Origin of the sequence: Enterococcus sp. 3G1_DIV0629, from assembly GCF_002141285.1 — a bacterium.
GTDB classification, from domain to species: domain Bacteria; phylum Bacillota; class Bacilli; order Lactobacillales; family Enterococcaceae; genus Enterococcus_B; species Enterococcus_B lactis.
Genome location: NZ_NGLI01000002.1, coordinates 2,501 through 21,712, shown reverse-complemented (window position 1 = coordinate 21,712; position 19,212 = coordinate 2,501). Strand labels below are relative to the sequence as shown.

The window sequence follows — 19,212 nt, the reverse complement described above, 5'->3', positions numbered from 1 at the left end:
GGGATTTTATGAAAACAAAAACATATCTTAAAGCAGGTTTTCGCGAAATCCGGCAATCTAAAGGGCGGTTCATTGCAATCATCCTCATTGTCATGCTAGGAACACTTTTATTCGTAGGTGTCAAAACTGCTGGACCTGTCATGCAAAAAACGATGGATCACTATGTTGGTACAGCAGGACTTTCTGATTTGCAAATCGTTTCTACTGGTGGCTTGACACAAAAAGATATCGCTCAAGCAGAAAAGATCCCAGATGCAAAAGTAGAAACAGGAAAACAGTTCTATTATTCCAATACTGGCAAAAATGAAGTGATCCAAATCTTTTCTTATAACAAAAATAGCAGGCAGAACAAGCTACAATTAATTGATGGAAAACGCCCGGAAAAACCCAACCAACTTTTATTAGATGAAAAAGCGGAGAATGCAGGGTATAAAATCGGTGATGTCTATCAGATTGATTCAGATGAATTGAAAGAAAAAGAGTATACCATCACTGGCTTTGTCCGTTCTCCATTGTTCATCAACAATTTGGAGAGAGGATACGCGAATGTCGGAAATGGTAGCGTGGATTATTTTGTCTATTTGCCTGAATCCAATTTCAAGACGGATATTTATTCTGTCTTATATCTTGATTTTACGAACGTAAATAATTTGAATACGTACAGCAAAGCTTACAAAGATAAAATGGAGCAAAATCAAGAAAAGGCAGAAAAGTATTTACAAGATCGACCCGAAGAACGCTTAGAAGAGCTGAAAAAATCGGCAAACGAAGAATTAGAACCAGCACAGCAAAAAATAACAGAAGGCAAAGCACAAATAGCACAGGGAAGAACACAGTTAGAAGATGCTAAAAAACAGTTAGCGCAGCAGTCAGCAGCTATCCAGCAGTTTCCTGAAGCGCAACGGACAATCGCTGTACAAACTTTGTCTCAACAAGAAGCTCAACTCGCTGATCAAGAAAGGCAGTTAGTTGAGAAAGAAAGAGAACTAGCTTCTGCGGAGGAAGAATGGAACGAAAATGCAGAAAAAATTGAAAATTTAACTAAACCATCATACCTATACAATGAACGTTCAGAAAATGTCGGGTTTCAAGAATTTGGTGATCTGGCTGAACGTATCGCAGCAATCGCCAATGTTTTTCCTGTCTTCTTTTTCTTTATTGCCGCATTGATCACCTTTACGACAATGACGCGTATGGTAGAAGAAAACCGCAGGGAAATCGGAACATTGAAGGCGTTAGGTTATACGAAAGTTGAAATCGCAAAAAAATATGCAATCTATGCAAGTCTAGCTTCAGGAATAGGCATTGTTTTAGGAACGATATTAGGAACGAATCTTTTACCAAGGATCATTTTTGAACTATCTAACGAGCGATATGACATCGGGAGTGCCCTTGTTTTTTATGACTGGCCACCGATTTTACAAGCAGCTGCCGCATTCTTCATTGCCGCATTTGGCGCTGCAATGATTGTTTTGTTCAAAGATCTAAGAGAACGGCCTGCTGCATTGCTTCAGCCGAAAGCACCGAAGCCAGGGAAACGTATTTTTCTTGAATACATCACTCCGCTGTGGTCACGCCTTAGCTTTAATCAAAAAATCAGTTATCGAAATCTCTTCCGATACAAGTCAAGAATGCTTATGGCGATTATCGGAATTGCTGGCTGTGCCGGTCTGATGGTTGCGGGCGTGGGATTGAAAGATTCTCTAAGTTCTGTCTCAGCCAAACAATTTGGACCAATCATTGACTATCAAGCAATCGTTACATTAGATTCATCCACGGAAGAGAATCATCAAAAAGCAGCGGATATGTTGCAGCAGCAAGAAAAAGTAAATGAGATCCTAGCTATTCATACTCAAACCGTAGAATTGAGAAAAAAAGGGCATGCTTCGCAAAGTCTGACAGTGATCGTACCGAGTAAAACAGCTGATTTTGATCGTTTTATCCATTTAACAGATCTTGAAGAGAACCCACGTTCCTTACCTAAAGCAGGAATCGCTATTACGCAAAAAGCAGCAGAACTATTTGACTTATCTACAGGAGATCATATGTCGCTTTATGATGAAAATCAAAAAGAATGGAAAGTCGAAGTAAAAGAAATCGTGAAAAACTATCTAGGCAGCTTTATTTATCTGTCCCCTGAATATTATGCTTCAGTGACTGATCAATCGATGACGGATAATGCATTTTTGCTGCGTACAGATAAGATGACAACGGAAGAAGAAGAAATGCTTTCCGAGAAACTGCTTGCTACAGACGCTGTGACAAATACATCTTTCATGTCCAAACAAATCGAAACGCAAGAAGAATCAATGGCGAACTTAGACTCGGTTGTATTAATCTTTGTCGTATTGTCAGGGTTGCTGGCTTTTATCGTCTTGTATAATCTAACTAATATCAATATTTCCGAACGTGTACGCGAATTATCTACGATAAAAGTCCTTGGATTTTTTGATAAAGAAGTCACGATGTATATTGTTCGAGAAAATATCATCTTTACTCTCTTAGGGATCATTGGAGGATTTGGTGTAGGATATGTATTGACTGACTTTATCTTACAACAAGCATCTATGGAGAATGTCATCTTTCCATTAGTGATTACATGGTGGGCTTATGTTTTATCAGCAGGATTAACCATCGTATTCACGGTTATTGTGATGATTGTTACCCATTTCAAATTAAAGCATATCGATATGATTGATGCGTTGAAATCGAATGAATAAAAATAGAGGTTGTGAAATCAGCGGTTTGACCTGAGTATTAGAGAAACAAACGGCAAAATAGTTCCTCATATTTTGCCGTTTTTTGAGCTAATACCGAAGGTCAGCTGATTGAGCACCGTTTAAGAAAGAGGTTGTGACAGAAGTGGTCAGCTTCAAGAAATAAGAAGAAATTTACGAAAATTGCTCCTCATATTTTTCATTTGAAAGGACTTATTGACGTAGATGAAAGCTTTTGAACATCATTTATAGAAGAAACAAGAACATTTTGCTATTTTAAACAAGAGACTAGACAAATACATGTCTGATCTCTTGTTTTTTATTGGACAACACCCTCTTAGGAAGTATAAAGATAAATTTTACAAACGCTTTCTGTTCAGTTATAATAATAAATGATAACTTGTATATATAAGTTGTGATAGGTAAGAAATCAGTTGAATGGAGGCAAATATCCATGACATTTAAAGACAAAGTCATTTATCAAATCTATCCCAAATCTTACAAAGACAGTAATGGTGATGGAATTGGAGATTTAAAAGGAATTAAAGAAAAACTGCCATATTTGAATGATCTAGGGATCGATATGATCTGGCTAAATCCTATTTATCCAAGTCCTCAAAAAGACAACGGTTATGATATCTCTGATTACACAGCCATCGATCCTATCTTTGGTACGATGGAAGAATTCGAGCAACTAATAGCTAAAGCAAAAGAATACCAAATAGAAGTCATGCTCGATATGGTACTAAATCATGTTTCGACAGAACATGAGTGGTTCAAAAAAGCACTAGCAGGGGATCAGTATTATCAGGACTTCTTCATTTTAAGAGAAGAACCAACGGACTGGGTATCAAAATTTGGTGGGAGTGCTTGGTCGCCCTTTGGAGATACAGGGAAATATTATCTGCACTTATATGATCAGACACAAGCTGACTTGAACTGGCGGAATCAAGCAGTAAGAGAGGAATTATTCAAAGTAGTTCGTTTTTGGATGGAAAAAGGGGTAAAAGGATTCCGTTTCGATGTTATCAATGTTATCGGTAAAGACGAGCAATTGAAAAATAATAAAGAAAATGATGGTAAACCTGAATATACAGACAAACCAATCACCCATACGTATCTAAAAGAATTGAACCAAGCAACGTTTGGGACGGATTCCACTATCATCACAGTCGGTGAAATGAGCTCTACGACGATCGAAAATTGTATCTTGTATACAGAACCTAGTAGAGAAGAATTATCGATGGTCTTTAATTTTCATCACTTGAAAGTTGACTATGAAAATGGCAATAAATGGTCAACTCCTCCATTTGATTTTGCAGAATTAAAGCGACTGTTCCATACTTGGGGAGAAAAGATGAGTGATGGTAATGGCTGGAATGCTTTATTTTTTAATAACCATGATCAGCCACGTGCGCTCAATCGGTTTGTAGCTATCGATCAGTATCGAAAACAAGGAGCAGAGATGCTAGCAACCATGATCCATTTAAATCGTGGAACACCATACATTTATATGGGAGAGGAAATCGGCATGGTCGATCCAGACTATTCCTCAATTTCCGACTATATTGACGTAGAAAGTTTGAATGCTTACAAGTTGCTCCTTGCACAAGGATTCACAGAAAAAGAGGCGTTCCGTCGAATCAAAGCAAAATCTCGTGATAACTCTCGAACACCCATGCAATGGTCCGATGCAGAACAAGCAGGTTTTACTACAGGAAAACCTTGGTTAAAAGTTGCAGGTAAGCTAGAAGAGATCAATGTAGAGAAAGAACGATCTTCTGAGGATTCTATTTTGTCCTATTATAAGAAATTGATTCGATTGAGAAAAACATATCCAATCGTTGCACAAGGCGATTATCATGCTTATGGAGCAGATCATCCGCAAGTTTATGGCTATCTTCGCCAATTTGAAGGGCAGCAACTGCTTGTATTAACAAATTTCTATGATAAAGATACAAGGATCACCATTCCAGAAGGATTCACAGAAGCCGATATTCTTATCGATAATTATCCCGATACTGTTCTCCATCAAAACCTGGAGCTAAAACCATATCAGGCAATTGCTTTACTGAAAAACTAAAATAAAAAAGTATAAAACGCCGATCCTACGAACTATTCTCGTGAGATCGACGTTTTGTGTTTTATTTAAAATAATCTTCTTCAGAAAATGAAGAGTGTTCATACTCTCCTTTGTCGCCATAAAATTTATTGTAGCGTTGTTTGAATTTACGGAAAATAAAAGTAACGAGTAATTTGACTAACGTATAGATAGGAATACCGAAAATAACGCCCACAATTCCCATTAGATCACCCATGACAAGCAAAACGATCAAGATCGTAATCGGATGGATCTGCAAACGATCACCCATTACTCGAGGAATCACCAAGTCACCATGGAGAAGTTGTACGGCAAACCAGACAATGACAAATTTGACAGCCATAAAAGTAGAGTCTTGGAATGCAATGATCAAACCCGGGAAAAAAGCGATAAACGGTCCAATATATGGAATAATACATAATAACCCAGCAGAAATAGCTAAAACACTGGCAAATTCTAATCCGATCAGTAAGAAACAAACCCAGTAGACTGCTCCAAGGATAAATGAAGCAATGATCTGCCCCTTTAAAAATGAACCCAATTGTTGATTAGCAATCTTTGTCAAATTTTTAAAGTCTGTACGAAATGCTGGTGGGACAATCGCTAAAACTGACTGATAAAATTTTTGAGGATTTCTCAAAAGGAAAAAAGTGACAATGGGCCCAGTAAATAAAGTAATGAAAATAGCTGTAACAGTTGAAAAAATATTGCTGATCCGTTGTGCGCCACTTTCCCAATAATTTCCAATAAAGCCAGCTATATCAGACGTCACGTCATCAATAGAAGTAAAAAATTGATTAAATGAATCGGCAAAAGGTGTTTTTTCCAAAAATTGACGGAGACTCTCTTGGAAATCTTGAAATAAATCTGGCAAACTGCTAATCAATGTTTTTGTCTGTTCTTCAAGAAAAGGAACAAGCCATACGCTTCCAAGCCCCAATAAAAATAAAATAATCACATAAACAATAATGACTGACAGGTTCCTCGAAAGGTGCTTGCTTAAACGTTTGATGACTGGTTCCAAAAGATAATATAAGATCAGCGCAAACAATAATGGGGGCAAGATAGTAGCGATAATAATCCCAACAGGCTTGAATATAAATGAAATCTGATGGAAAAAATAAATGATCAGTGCCAGCAGGATCACCATACCTAAAACATAGTAGGAGGTTTTGCCTCCCAAAAAGCGGATCAAACGATTCGTTGTATCTGTTTCTTTTTTCACTCATTTTCCTCCTTTGTCTATAACTTTATTATAGACAAAAGAGGGGATAAAAGGAAAATGATAGAGGTTGATTGAAAAAATATCGGGAACCATCCATACGAATTTTCTCCTCAATTAAAATAAGAAAACGCTTGACAGCTCTTTTAGCCCTATGATAAATTAAATTCTGTTGCTAAAGCGTAACTATTACGATTTGTTAGAGGCGAATCGGAACATTCAAATGAAAGAAGATGAGAAGGAGTGTTATAAATGAAACGACTGATAGGTATATTGGCTACACTGGTTTTAACAGGTATGTTAGCTGGTTGCGGGGCAAATGGAGAAGCAGGGGACAGTAAAGAAAAACTGAGCGTGATGACGACCTTTTATCCTATGTATGATTTTACAAAAGCAATCGTCGGGGATGAAGGAGAAGTAGAATTATTGATTCCAGCAGGGACTGATTCCCACGATTATGAACCTTCTGCTAAAGACATGGCAAAGATCCAAGATACAGATATCTTTGTTTATAATGATGAAAACATGGAAACATGGGTCCCCGCAATCCAAAAAACATTACAAGAAGGCAACGTCCATACGATAAAGGCGACAGAAGGTATGCTTTTACTTCCGGGAAGTGAAGAAGTACATGATCATGACCATGAACACGGGGAAGAAGGTCATACACATGAGTTAGACCCGCATGTATGGCTAGCACCAAGTTTAGCAATCAAGCAGGTAGCAAGCATACGTGATCAGCTGATTGAAGCCTACCCAGAAAAACAGGAAGTATGGACAAAAAATGCAGCAGCCTATACCGAGAAACTTCAAGCACTCCATCAGCTTTATCAAGAAACATTTAAGCAAGCAAAACAAAGATCTTTTGTCACGCAACATGCTGCATTCAACTATCTGGCATTAGAATATGGATTGAATCAAGTATCTATTGCTGGTCTTTCTTCTAGTGAAGAACCGTCTGCGGCGAGAATCGCTGAACTGAAACACTTTGTTAAAGAACATGGAATCAACTATATTTATTTTGAAGAAAACGCCAAAGATAGTATTGCCAGAACGTTAGCAAACGAAGCAGGTGTATCTTTAGAAGTATTGAATCCTTTGGAGGGGTTGACGAATGAACAAATAGAAAATGGAGAAAACTATCTTTCTATCATGGAAGCAAACCTCGAAGCATTGAAAAAAACGACAGAGACAGAAAACCCGTTAGAAGATACTTTGACCCCCAAAAAAGAAAAGAGCGTCTATAACGGTTATTTCGAAGACGAGGATGTACAAGATCGCTCTCTTTCAGATTGGTCAGGAACTTGGCAGACAGTAGATACGTATGTAGAAGATGGGACATTTGATCCTGTTTTTGAATATAAAGAAAAATTGAATCAGGATAAGACAGCACAAGAATATAAAGAATACTATACGAAGGGCTATCAAACAGATATTGCTTCAATCAAGATCGGTGAGAAAGAGATGGCATTTACGTTTAAGGATGGAACAACGAAACGTTCAAATTATCGTTATGTAGGGAAAGAAATCTTAACCTACGAGGCAGGAAACCGTGGTGTAAGGTATCTATTCGAAGCAGAAGATAAGGAAAGTGGCGCGTTTAGATATATTCAATTCAGTGATCACACGATTGCACCGTCTGACTCCGAACATTTTCATTTATATGTAGGAAATGAAAGTCAAGAAGCATTGCTAAAAGAAATGGAAAATTGGCCAACATTTTATCCAGACACAATGAATGGCCGTGAAATTGCACAGGAAATGCTTTTGCACTGAGAGACAAAAAGAACCGAAGGGTTTGGATCGGCTGATTATTTAGTCGGTCCAAACTATTCGGTTCTTTTTATGAAATTAACTTTTTTAATCCACGGATAGAGACAGGGATAGTCTCACCGTTTGCCAACGTGACTTCTCTGGTTTTTTTATTAATCGACCGCACGTTTTGTGTATTGATAACATAAGATTTATGACAACGAATAAAATTCCGATGCATTTTCTCGATTTCTTTGATCTTCTCGTAGAATTGCAATTGAGCATGAGTCAAATGAACTTCCAATTTATGTGGTGCGCCTAACGAAGTAGAAAAATATTGGATTTCTTTAATCGGTAAAAATTTAATTTCATCATTGAACTCTATTTTGAAGATATCTTTTTGGATCTGGGACATTTGAAAATCTTCAAAAATTTTGCTCAGGATCTGCTCGACATTTTCTTTTAAATCATAAAGGTCTTCTTTCACAATATAGTCAGTCGGCTCAATGTTGCTTTTTAAGATTGTCATCGACATTTCCGTATGAGAAGTCACATAGATTATTTTTCCTAAAGGATCTAATTCACGGATCCATTTACCAATCGCTACGCCATCCATTTCACTGTCTTCTAGTTCAATATCTAAAAAGTAAATACCAAAAGAAGAAGTTCTGATCTTGGCCGCATTGAGAAGTTCTTCCGGATCAGAGGTAGAAATATGAACATAACTGTCTAAGTTTTCAATCATGATCCTGTTTTTGATCACCGTTGATAAAACTTCCAATTGTTTTGGATCGTCTTCACAAATATAAATGGGAATCATATCATTACTCCTTTATTTTATTTGTATATAAATCGTTTGAGAAAAACGTTGGTTTTCAATTGATGTTTCAAGGAAAAGATAAGGGTTTGTCTTTGTCAATTCATCCAAGATAAACAACCCAAGTCCTTCGTTTTTTGGATTTGTTTTTGTTGAGAAACCTTTTTGTTTCAACTGGTTTAACGGTAATGTATTTGTTGTTGTATTGATTACGCGAATCATCACGGAATGATTTTTCTTGATGATTGTCAATTCGATCTTTTTCTTCTTTGCAGCACTAGCTCCTTCAATCGCATTGTCCAAGATAATACCAAGCATACGTACAAGGTTTACCGTATGTTTCGTATCCAACTCGATTGGTTTAGGAAAATGAAGCTGGACGATCAATCCTTTTTCCTGTGCCATCATGAGTTTTAATGACAGTAAACTGCGTATTTCAGGAACTTTCATATTATCCAACATACTTAGATTGGCCGGGAAAAGGTTCATCATCTGGCGTGTAGGCAATATCGTTTGATCGTAGTACGATCGTAATCCTTCCAAGTCGCCTTCTGCAATATAGCTGTGAAGAGAAAAGAGCAGATTTTGGTAATCATGTTTGAATTCTCTCAAGTCTTGATAGTTTTTTTCCAGATCTTTGATATAATCCTGTTGCATTCTGACTTGTTGCTCTAACAACTGATCAGCTAATTTCTTATTAGAGATTTTCCAATAATAAACCAAGATGATCAAGCCGACACACAGATAAAGAATGAAAAAACTAGTATTCAAAGCTAAGACATCAGGTGTTTCACCAGAAAAACGGGTATAAAAAATAATGATATAGTATGTAAATAATATCAACGTCCCAATCGTACCGATCATACGGCGGTCCACTGTGTGAAACCAAGTCTCTAACGATTTTTTAAAACAAAAAGCTAATAAAGCAGATAAAAGAGCGGATAAGGCGATGTGAAAATACTGCAAGGAATCTCCTGGTTCAACAACCGCAGATTTCAAAACAAAAAAATCGCCGATGCTTGTTAAATGATCTCCTAAAAGCGACGTCAATAATCCAAAAGGAAGCGCGTAAACTAATTGTTGACGCGAAGTCGAAAAGAAGAAAAAAGTAAGCATCAGCATTCCTATAGCAATTAGAGCAGTAAAAATCCCTAAAACTGAGTAGACCCATCCAATCAAAACGCAAGAAATCAGAGTAACTCCTGCAAACAGATAGTTGTATCGGATATGATGGTCAATCAATAAGATACAAATTGTGTAAATCAAATATTGCAACGCTATGGACCATAAAAACATAAAGTACAGCTCCCATTGATTTTTACCAAATTATAGCACAATTAGCGTATTATTTTTTTAATTTTTCAGGGATTTTGAATTCAGAACTCATACCAAAGCAGCAGCCAGATACAAAAAAGTCAGATAAGTTAGTTAATTGTTTAATGATTGTTTTTTTCATGAAAGATTCCTCCAAAATTCATCAAGTAGTTTGTAATAGGAAGCAACGTAGCTATTTCTAAAACAATCCCAAGTAGCAAATAGGTAGAAAAGTAAGAAGCTGAGAAAAATAAAGTGATGAGAGAAAAAATTAGAAACATGCTGATCGCCTTCTTTAATAATGGTGGACGTTTCTCGGGTTCAATGGGATTGATTGCTGTACCTCTTGATCCATAGCGAAGCAGTAACAAAAAGCAGCTGATTAACAAAAAGACCATCATTGGGAAGGAGATAGTCAATTGCAGATGTTTCATCACCAAGGGAACGCCCCATAAATAAAGCAGTGTCCACAGCAGACAAACGAATTCAGAGTCGGAATGCAATCCATAAGCATATCTGCGGATACAGATATAGGAAAGAAAGGTGATTCCTGTTTCCGCCCATGAGCCCGTCACCAGAGAAAAGACTAGAACGACCGCTAGTTTTCCAAGGTTGTTCAATAAAACTTCTAAGGCAAATTTTACTTGGACATACACCATATCTTCTTCCGATTTGTCTCCGTTGAATAAGGTTTCTAATAATTTGTTCACAACTTTATCTTTCATCTCATACGTACCTCCACCACAAATTCTATGCTAAAAAAAATAAAAAACGTGTTTTGTTTCATAAAAAGTGGTTTTGGCATCAAAACCGTCATGATTTCCTTAAAAAAATCTTCATTTTTTAAATCCTTTCCAAAAAAGGTGACAGTTTTGATACGAAAAGTGCTTTTTATGACAAGTTTGTGTTTTTTCGAGTATTTTATGTTAAAAATTTACTGACCTTAGAAAAGGTGATGGAGGGATTCTTATGGAAAATGAACAATTGTTTGAAGTCGGCGAAACATATGCATTTAAATCTGATTTATTTGAATCACCAATAAAAGGAAAAATAGAAAAAATCTATGAAAATAGCGTGATGATACGTGTCATGAATTGCGCAGCAGAAGACAATGATACCGCTCATAATCTGCACTGGCAGTTAGTCGTACGCAAATCAAGTACAATAGAAGAATAAAAACAGATAAAATGTTGAGAGCATAAAAGAGTAGAAGTTCATACATTCTACTCTTTTATTTTCATGAATAGGCGTGACTTCTAGCTACTATTGACGAAGCAGCCTTTAAGGAGCAGATAAAGTCAAGGCTTTTATTTCTATCAATGAAGTAGTAAAATGAAGAACAGATTTTATTACAGGAAGGATGCCGATAATTGTGATTATTGTTGCAGGAACGATCGGTGCAGGGAAAAGCACACTGACTGAAATGCTTGCCCAAGATTTAGAAACAAAACCTTTTTATGAGAACGTGGAGGATAATGAAGTATTGCCACTGTTTTATTCTAATCCGGAAAAGTATACTTTTTTATTGCAGATATTTTTTTTGAACAAACGTTTTTTGGCGATTAAAGATGCTTTCAGCCATGATGACAATGTACTAGACCGCTCCATCTACGAAGATAGTATGTTGTTTCATCTGAATGCCGATTTAGGGCGTGTTTCTGAAGTAGAAGTAAAGCAGTATGAAGGGCTTTTAGAGACGATGCTGAAGGAATTAGAAGAAATTTCGCCGCAAAAGAAACCGGATCTGCTGGTTTATATTCGTGTATCCTTTGAAACTATGTTAGCAAGAATCAAAAAACGAGGTCGGGAATATGAACAGCTAGAGCAAGATCCTGAACTCTATTCCTACTATAAAGAACTCAATCGACGTTATGAAGAATGGTATGAACAGTTTGATATATGTCCCAAAATAGTAATCGATGGGGACAAATACGATTTCGTAGCCGATCCAGCATGTGGAGAACAAATCGTACAAGAAATCAAGATGCGGGCAAAGAAAATGACAGAAGAGGCAGATGCCCAGTCAATCCGCTACACTACAAATAACCCGAAAGCAAAGGGTATCTTTACAACTAAATAATAAAAAAACTAAGCAAATTGCTCACTCACAAAATTTCTTTGTGAACAGCATCCTGCTTAGTTTTTTTGATTCAGGGGAATTAAAAGGTGAAACGGTTCGTATGATAAAACTGCCATAACTGAAATGTCTGAGTGAGGGCCATGATCAAGAATAAAATAGAAACGACCAAAATCGAATGAGCGCCAAACAAATGATGACAGAATACAAGGACAATAGCCCCTGCGATAAAGGCAAGAACGACAGTTAAATAGTGGAAAAATCGATCAAAATCTGCTTTTTCTTTAGTAATACAATAATCATATAAATTTGTTGCTACCCCTTTTAAATTTCCTGTTGTGAATAAATTGGTGTAGGCACGCCCGTTGATTTTATCAAAAGCCACCCACTGGATCGAGGCCGTAAAAGCAATTAAAATCGTTACTAATGCGGGATGCTCATGGACAGGTGTCAAACTGACAAAGAAAAAAATCACTGCTTCATAATATAGAACAAATAAGCGCCAGAAATGTTTTTCTTTTTTTCTAAAATAATCAATCAAATACTTTGTTAGAAGAATCCCTAAGAAAAAGAAAAGGGTAGACAATACTTTTTTGCCAACGCTTAGCCACTCTCCGTCAAAAGCTTGGATGATCGATAGGATGATATTGCCAGTTTGAGCAGAGGCAAAAGCACCATACTGGATATAAGTATAACTGTCCATTGCTCCTCCGATAAATGTCAGCAAAAGACCTATTGTACGCCCCTCGTGAAAGGAAGTCTGCATTTTTTTCATCACCTTTTATGAATATAATTTTGTCTTCCTTATCTTAGCATAAACGATTGAAAAAAAGGAAAAATTTTCAGAAAACTAAAATCATCTCGCTCCCCATTTTCATTTTTAGAAAGGTCTGTTAGTATAAAGAAAAAATAGACAACGAGATTTTAAATAATCAAATTGGAATAAACAACTTCAAAGAAGAAAGATGGGAAGGAAATCAATCAGTTGGATGAAAAAGAAATTCTCCGATTACAAAAAGAACTGAATCGTTGGGAGAACAAATATAAAAAGCTTCAACAAGTCTTTCGGCTACAAGAAGAAATTATTGCTACCTATGAAGCGGCTTATGGAGAAGCCCCTGGACTTATTGAGGAAGAAATGCAGGAAAAAGAAAGCAAAGAAAACAACTCTTTCTTTAAAATGATGGAGAAACGTTCTTATAATCGCTTCAATCAAGAACAAAAAGCAGCTATCACATACGATATGCAGAAACATCTTCGAATCATAGCGGGAGCTGGGAGCGGCAAGACGCAAACAATCTGTGCAAAAGCTGTGTACCTGATGACACAAAAACAAGTAGACGAAGAACGCATACTGATGATTACTTTTACACGGAATGCTGCAAATGAACTAAAAAAACGAGTAGATAATTTCAGCCAAAGGAAAACTGCTGTCCATATCGGAACATTCCACAGTATCTTTTTCAGGATATACAATGAGATTTGTCGAAAATTCCCTGATGTGGCAATGCAAGGGATACAAGGAGACTTTTCAAAAGATACTGCGCAAAAAGTAAATGCTGTTTTGCAACAGCTGATACGTAAATATAATCTTTATCTATTTGATCAATATGGAGAAAAAACGATTGCTTCTCGCTTAGACTATTGGCAGAATATGAACCTATCAATAGAAGAAATGATTCAGTTAGTTAAAGAAAAATATGATTCCATTGATAAAAATGCAAGACAACCGATATCAGAACGACTGTATGGATTGCTCACAGAACTCCAAGAACAAAAAAGAAGGCAGCAATTGTTAGAGTTCAATGATGTACTCCAAAATTTGAAAAGCGCTTTGGAGAATGACGAGATTCAGCGCTATATTGGACAGAAATATAATTATCTATTTATTGATGAATTTCAAGATACTAATCCACTTCAATGGGAAATCGTGAAGCGGATGACAAAGGAAAACGGAATCAAGTTAATCGTTGTTGGAGATGATGACCAAAGTATCTATGGATTCAGAGGATCAGAGCCAGCATATATCAAGAACTTTGAAAAAGAATATCCTACTAAAACTCTTTTCTTATTAACTAATTACCGCTCTCGGGCAGCTATTGTCCAAGGAGCGAATAGATTGATCAGCTATAACAAAAATGATCGGATACCAAAGGCGATGATTCCAGCACAAAAAGAAGCGGGCATTATGGAGGCTTATTTGTTCTCAGATACAAAAGCAGAAAGCCAGTGGCTGATAAGTCAAATTCAGTCATTTATTCAAAAAAATGGGAAATATAAGGAATCGATTATATTATACCGATCGGCTTCGCAAACACAGCAACTTGTCCAATCTCTGCTGAAAACGAATATTCCTTTTGTACTGGAAGCAGATAGTCCATATGAAGGTATCTTTGGCATCAAGTCTTTCCAACAGTTCTATCAAAAAATCGTTCATTGGCAAACAGCGCAGAATCCGCAAAAGAAAAATCAAACCTATCAGCAATTGCTGCGGCAGCTGATGGTAGACTGCTATCTGAAAAAAAGTGAATGCGATCAATACTTTTCTCCTAAATACCAAAATACAGCCATTACGGATTATATTTTGTCGGTAAGACCCAATTTAAAATCCAAATCTGCAGAAATCCGCCAGTTTGAGGAAGCGTTGCGTAAAACAGACCAGCATCAAGACATCTATTCGCTTGTACAAAGCTATCTTCATCTGCCACGTATAGCTAAGGAAATCGATCAGAGTGATCAAGAATGGATACGAGAAGAAGTAAAGCAACATGCTACTTTTAGAAGTATCCAAGCCTTATCGCAAGAAACCCAAGCAACAGCTAAAGAATTAAAAACCCGCTTGATTGCTTACAGACAAGGAAAACTTGATGCGCTATGTATCCAGAGCATTCATAAAAGTAAAGGTCTTAGTTACAGAAATGTCTTTTTAATTGGCTGTAACGAGGGAAGTTTGCCTTATAACGGAGCAACAGAAAAGAAAGTCATCGACTCTAATGAAATAAAAGCAGAACCAGTGACGACGATAGAAGAAGAACGAAGACTATTTTATGTTGCGATGACTAGAGCAAGAAATCGTCTGTATCTATGTGTACCTCAAATGAAAAATACAAGAAAATTGAAAGTATCAAGATTTGTCAAAGAAACCGGTAGTCGTATGAAAAAAGGAAAGTGATGGAAAAGAGGTTGTGACAGAAGTGGTCAGCTTCAAGAAATAAGAAGGAATTTACGGAAATTGCTTCTCAAATTTTTGTAAAATTTCGGCTTATTTTCGAAGAAGCTACTTCTGGAACACTGTTTATTCGGAAAAGGGAGGTGTGACAAGATTTTTGTCACACCTCCCTTATTTATTTTTGAAAAATGAGAATACGATTATTAAAATAGGGAATACATAGAATAATTCTCATTATTTAAACGTAGATAATCGATTTTTTTCGACTTTTTTTATTTTTTATTAGCTAATAATTGGTATTTTAAAAGAAATTGCTGTAGAATTGGATTATAATTAAAAAGGAGTGAGAAAATGATAAAAGTATATACTTCGCCTAGCTGTACTTCCTGTAGAAAAGCAAGAGCATGGTTGCAAGCGAATCAACTTGAATTTGAAGAGAAGAATATTTTTGCCGAACCGTTAACAGAAAGTGAGATCAAAAAGATCTTAGCAGCGACTGAAGGAGGAGTTCAAGATATTATTTCCACTCGGTCGAAAATTTACGAGAAGTTGGGAATAGATTTTAACGAATTAACTTTAAAGCAAATGATCGTCCTATTCAAAGAATATCCTTCATTATTGAGACGACCTATTTTGATTGATGAAAAAAGAATACTAATCGGATTCAATGAAGATGAAATCCGTTCATTTGTCCCTCGTGAAATTCGGTGTGTTGCTAGAAACCTAATCTATTTACAAAACAATAACATCTTAAATTCATAGGGAGGGAGTCTTCGTGGAAGTGAAAGTCTATGGATCGGCGCACTGTGTAACCAGTCTGAAGGCGAAACAATGGTTAGAATACCATCAATTGCCTTATCAATTTGTTGACTTAGAAGAACGCGATCTAAGTACAGAAGAAGCAGAAGAATTATGCAGTTTTGAAGAAGTGCAAGCAGAACAGCTATTTGCGACTTGGTCTGAGGCTTTTCACAACATTGCGATAGACCTTTCCTGTGTAGGTAAAAAACAACTGATTTCTTTATGTACACAACATACAAAACTCCTCAGACGTCCGTTGATCATTATCGATGAAGTTCTATTTATTGGATACAATGAGCAGTTGATGGAGCAGCTTATCCTAAATAAATAGTCTTTACCTATTTTAATCAAATTTCTGAGCGCTTCGTACAGTTGGAACAGTCGAACACTTAACATTAAGTGTGTTATGTGTTCTTTTTTTTGTCTTTATTTTTCTACTATAAAAGATATGCTCGATTTATGTGGTCAAAATTCAAATGTACGAGGGAAAATAGGCTGAGAAATATATTGACATGTGTAAATTTACATGATATATTCATTTTTGTTGTTTTAAGTAATACGCAAATAAAGCAGCATTTAAAAAAACTTAAAAAATAGTTATTGACATGTTGATGATGACATGATAAGATAACTGAGTCGTTAAAAAAGAACAGCTTGCGAAGCTTGATTCTATAGAAAAAAACTTCAAAAAAGTTCTTGACAAATAACAAACGATAAGTTATGATAAATGAGTTGCCGAAAGATTTCAAAAAACGAAATCGAAAAAAACTTTTAAAAAAAGAGTTGACAATCGCTTGTCGCTCTGGTATGATATAAAAGTTGCTACGGCAGCCAAAACAAATCGGAGAAACACTTCCGATGAAGTAGACCTTTGAAAACTGAACAAAGTAAGACAAACCAAATGTGTAGGGCGTCTTGATTCAATTCAAGACAACAAACATTTTTAACAAGCAAGCAATATGCTAGCAAACAAATTGAGCTTAACAATCGCAAGATTGTTCGAACTTTTTATGAGAGTTTGATCCTGGCTCAGGACGAACGCTGGCGGCGTGCCTAATACATGCAAGTCGTACGCTTCTTTTTCCACCGGAGCTTGCTCCACCGGAAAAAGAAGAGTGGCGAACGGGTGAGTAACACGTGGGTAACCTGCCCATCAGAAGGGGATAACACTTGGAAACAGGTGCTAATACCGTATAACAATCGAAACCGCATGGTTTTGATTTGAAAGGCGCTTTCGGGTGTCGCTGATGGATGGACCCGCGGTGCATTAGCTAGTTGGTGAGGTAACGGCTCACCAAGGCCACGATGCATAGCCGACCTGAGAGGGTGATCGGCCACATTGGGACTGAGACACGGCCCAAACTCCTACGGGAGGCAGCAGTAGGGAATCTTCGGCAATGGACGAAAGTCTGACCGAGCAACGCCGCGTGAGTGAAGAAGGTTTTCGGATCGTAAAACTCTGTTGTTAGAGAAGAACAAGGATGAGAGTAACTGTTCATCCCTTGACGGTATCTAACCAGAAAGCCACGGCTAACTACGTGCCAGCAGCCGCGGTAATACGTAGGTGGCAAGCGTTGTCCGGATTTATTGGGCGTAAAGCGAGCGCAGGCGGTTTCTTAAGTCTGATGTGAAAGCCCCCGGCTCAACCGGGGAGGGTCATTGGAAACTGGGAGACTTGAGTGCAGAAGAGGAGAGTGGAATTCCATGTGTAGCGGTGAAATGCGTAGATATATGGAGGAACACCAGTGGCGAAGGCGGCTCTCTGGTCTGTAACTGACGCTGAGGCTCGAAAGCGTGGGGAGCAAACGTGTTTGGATCCCCTGGTAGTCCACGCCGTAAACGATGAGTGCTAAGTGTTGGAGGGTTTCCGCCCTTCAGTGCTGCAGCTAACGCATTAAGCACTCCGCCTGGGGAGTACGACCGCAAGGTTGAAACTCAAAGGAATTGACGGGGGCCCGCACAAGCGGTGGAGCATGTGGTTTAATTCGAAGCAACGCGAAGAACCTTACCAGGTCTTGACATCCTTTGACCACTCTAGAGATAGAGCTTCCCCTTCGGGGGCAAAGTGACAGGTGGTGCATGGTTGTCGTCAGCTCGTGTCGTGAGATGTTGGGTTAAGTCCCGCAACGAGCGCAACCCTTATTGTTAGTTGCCATCATTTAGTTGGGCACTCTAGCAAGACTGCCGGTGACAAACCGGAGGAAGGTGGGGATGACGTCAAATCATCATGCCCCTTATGACCTGGGCTACACACGTGCTACAATGGGAAGTACAACGAGTTGCGAAGTCGCGAGGCTAAGCTAATCTCTTAAAGCTTCTCTCAGTTCGGATTGCAGGCTGCAACTCGCCTGCATGAAGCCGGAATCGCTAGTAATCGCGGATCAGCACGCCGCGGTGAATACGTTCCCGGGCCTTGTACACACCGCCCGTCACACCACGAGAGTTTGTAACACCCGAAGTCGGTGAGGTAACCTTTTTGGAGCCAGCCGCCTAAGGTGGGATAGATGATTGGGGTGAAGTCGTAACAAGGTAGCCGTATCGGAAGGTGCGGCTGGATCACCTCCTTTCTAAGGAATATTACGGAGACTACACAATTTGTTTTTACTTTGTTCAGTTTTGAGAGGTTTACTCTCAAACACTTTTGTTCATTGAAAACTGGATATTTGAAGTAAATGTAAGTAATACAAACCGAGAACACCGCGTTGAATGAGTTTTTTAATAAGTTCAATTGCTTATTTTCTTGATCTGACTTCTATCGCTAGAAGAAGGATCAAAACCCAACCGCAAGGTTGATAAGGTTAAGTGAATAAGGGCGCACGGTGGATGCCTTGGCACTAGGAGCCGATGAAGGACGGGACTAACACCGATATGCTTTGGGGAGCTGTACGTAAGCTATGATCCAGAGATTTCCGAATGGGGGAACCCAGCATCTTTAATAGGATGTTACGATTGTGTGAATACATAGCACATTCGAGGTAGACGCAGAGAACTGAAACATCTAAGTACCTGCAGGAAGAGAAAGAAAATTCGATTCCCTGAGTAGCGGCGAGCGAAACGGGAAAAGCCCAAACCAACAAGCTTGCTTGTTGGGGTTGTAGGACTCCGATATGGTAGTTCTTTCAGATAGTCGAATGACTTGGAAAAGTCAGTCAAAGAGGGTAAAAACCCCGTAGACGAAATGTGGAAGACACCTAGGAGGATCCTGAGTACGGCGGAACACGAGAAATTCCGTCGGAATCCGG

General features: G+C 38.0%; 13 protein-coding genes and 2 rRNA genes (1 of these 15 running past the window's edge). 10 read left to right on the top strand and 5 right to left on the bottom strand.

Annotated elements, in window-relative coordinates; translation table 11 throughout:
* Window positions 1-8: 8 nt before the first annotated feature.
* Together A5816_RS08840 and treC are read left to right on the top strand one after the other, a co-directional pair.
* A complete protein-coding gene (locus A5816_RS08840) occupies window positions 9-2,720 on the top strand; it encodes an FtsX-like permease family protein (protein ID WP_086311185.1) in 2,712 nt (903 codons plus the stop codon).
* A 451-nt stretch (window positions 2,721-3,171) separates the two neighbouring features.
* On the top strand, window positions 3,172-4,800 hold the full coding sequence (gene treC, locus A5816_RS08830; RefSeq protein WP_025478401.1) for an alpha,alpha-phosphotrehalase: 1,629 nt from the start codon (window positions 3,172-3,174) through the stop codon (window positions 4,798-4,800).
* A 61-nt stretch (window positions 4,801-4,861) separates the two neighbouring features.
* Here the strand turns inward: treC and A5816_RS08820 are convergent, their stop codons facing one another.
* On the bottom strand, window positions 4,862-6,043 hold the full coding sequence (locus A5816_RS08820; protein WP_002293256.1) for an AI-2E family transporter: 1,182 nt from the start codon (window positions 6,041-6,043) through the stop codon (window positions 4,862-4,864).
* Window positions 6,044-6,292: 249 nt separating this feature from the next.
* Between A5816_RS08820 and A5816_RS08815 the strand changes: the two genes are divergently transcribed.
* On the top strand, window positions 6,293-7,816 hold the full coding sequence (locus A5816_RS08815) for a zinc ABC transporter substrate-binding protein AdcA (protein WP_086311184.1): 1,524 nt from the start codon (window positions 6,293-6,295) through the stop codon (window positions 7,814-7,816).
* A 67-nt stretch (window positions 7,817-7,883) separates the two neighbouring features.
* Here A5816_RS08815 and A5816_RS08810 read toward each other — a convergent pair whose 3' ends face one another.
* The 3 genes from A5816_RS08810 to A5816_RS08800 form a co-directional block, all read right to left on the bottom strand.
* On the bottom strand, window positions 7,884-8,612 hold the full coding sequence (locus tag A5816_RS08810; protein ID WP_086311183.1) for a LytTR family DNA-binding domain-containing protein: 729 nt from the start codon (window positions 8,610-8,612) through the stop codon (window positions 7,884-7,886).
* 12 nt (window positions 8,613-8,624) lie between these two features.
* Entirely contained in the window at window positions 8,625-9,905 is a 1,281-nt protein-coding gene (locus A5816_RS08805) for an ATP-binding protein (protein ID WP_002373258.1), read from the bottom strand.
* 140 nt (window positions 9,906-10,045) lie between these two features.
* Window positions 10,046-10,648, bottom strand: a complete 603-nt coding sequence (locus tag A5816_RS08800) for an accessory gene regulator B family protein (protein ID WP_086311182.1) — start codon at window positions 10,646-10,648, stop codon at window positions 10,046-10,048.
* A 244-nt stretch (window positions 10,649-10,892) separates the two neighbouring features.
* On the opposite strand from A5816_RS08800, the gene A5816_RS08795 reads away from it, so the two are divergent.
* Entirely contained in the window at window positions 10,893-11,099 is a 207-nt protein-coding gene (locus tag A5816_RS08795) for a hypothetical protein (RefSeq protein WP_002293266.1), read from the top strand.
* A 184-nt stretch (window positions 11,100-11,283) separates the two neighbouring features.
* Window positions 11,284-12,003 (top strand): deoxynucleoside kinase, encoded by a 720-nt coding sequence (locus A5816_RS08790; RefSeq protein ID WP_002321450.1) that lies wholly within the window; start codon window positions 11,284-11,286, stop codon window positions 12,001-12,003.
* Between the two features lie 79 nt (window positions 12,004-12,082).
* Here the strand turns inward: A5816_RS08790 and A5816_RS08780 are convergent, their stop codons facing one another.
* Window positions 12,083-12,766 carry a YoaK family protein gene (locus A5816_RS08780; protein WP_025478399.1) on the bottom strand — a complete coding sequence of 228 codons (684 nt, stop codon included), beginning with the start codon at window positions 12,764-12,766 and terminating at the stop codon, window positions 12,083-12,085.
* Window positions 12,767-12,985: 219 nt separating this feature from the next.
* On the opposite strand from A5816_RS08780, the gene A5816_RS08775 reads away from it, so the two are divergent.
* From A5816_RS08775 to A5816_RS08745, 5 genes are all read left to right on the top strand, one after another.
* Entirely contained in the window at window positions 12,986-15,172 is a 2,187-nt protein-coding gene (locus A5816_RS08775) for an ATP-dependent helicase (protein ID WP_086311181.1), read from the top strand.
* Between the two features lie 348 nt (window positions 15,173-15,520).
* The gene (locus A5816_RS08765) at window positions 15,521-15,931 is read left to right on the top strand and encodes a Spx/MgsR family RNA polymerase-binding regulatory protein (RefSeq protein WP_002286258.1); all 411 of its coding nucleotides are present in this window, start codon (window positions 15,521-15,523) and stop codon (window positions 15,929-15,931) included.
* Window positions 15,932-15,944: 13 nt separating this feature from the next.
* Window positions 15,945-16,301 (top strand): Spx/MgsR family RNA polymerase-binding regulatory protein, encoded by a 357-nt coding sequence (locus A5816_RS08760; RefSeq protein WP_002310798.1) that lies wholly within the window; start codon window positions 15,945-15,947, stop codon window positions 16,299-16,301.
* A gap of 675 nt (window positions 16,302-16,976) precedes the next feature.
* Window positions 16,977-18,537, top strand: a 16S ribosomal RNA gene (locus A5816_RS08750).
* Window positions 18,538-18,766: 229 nt separating this feature from the next.
* A 23S ribosomal RNA gene (locus A5816_RS08745) occupies window positions 18,767-19,212 on the top strand; it runs 2,469 nt beyond the window's last position.
* Together the 16S and 23S rRNA genes form the textbook arrangement of a ribosomal RNA operon.